Source organism: Sedimenticola hydrogenitrophicus, assembly GCF_025175675.1.
Taxonomy (GTDB): Bacteria; Pseudomonadota; Gammaproteobacteria; order Chromatiales; family Chromatiaceae; genus Sedimenticola; species Sedimenticola hydrogenitrophicus.
Genome location: NZ_JANIOA010000128.1, coordinates 1 through 626 on the forward strand (window position 1 = coordinate 1; position 626 = coordinate 626).

Consider the following 626-nt stretch of genomic DNA (forward strand, 5'->3'; position numbering starts at 1 on the left):
GATCCCAACCGAACCAGCGTTTGAGGGTTCCGAAGGGGTGCTCGACCGTCGCGGCGCGTTGGCGCATCCGTTCCCGCCCCGCGTCGGCCATGCGGCGGCGGTGGGACGCCACAAGCTCTGCATGCTCGGAGCGATAGATCTGGCGCCGGGCGGTCTTCTTCGGCAGGCAGGCCGCCTTCAGCACACAGCCCTGACACTGTCGGGCGGGGCGCGTGTAACGAGTACGCAGGACACCCTGTTTAGCGATCGGCTTGCCCTGGGGACGCAGCAGTTGCCCGCCGGGACACACATAGACGTCGGCACTCGGGATGTAATGAAAACGCTCTCCGCTTAACCGTTGTTCGTGGGCCACGGCCTTGTGTTTATCGGGAATCGGGACGTAGACGTTCAGCTTGGCCTTCTCGCAGGCCGCCAATTGCTCTTCGCTGTAGTAGCCGGCGTCAGCGAGTACCGTGAGCGTATCGACCCCCAGTACCGCTTTGGCCGCACCGCCTTGTTCGGCCAGTTGACCTTGGTCGTTGCCGGCGTTGGTCACCTCGTGATGCACGATGAGCTTATGGGTGTCGTCGACAACACTCTGAACGTTGTAGCCGGTCAGCCGTTGCCCCGCCTTGCTCAGCGCCCGC

At 63.9% G+C, this 626-nt stretch carries 1 protein-coding gene; it reads right to left on the bottom strand.

Features of this window, described 5'->3' with window-relative positions:
- Positions 1 to 626 (bottom strand): transposase (locus tag NPX02_RS21275; protein WP_260296072.1); only part of this gene is annotated, 626 nt, incomplete at both ends.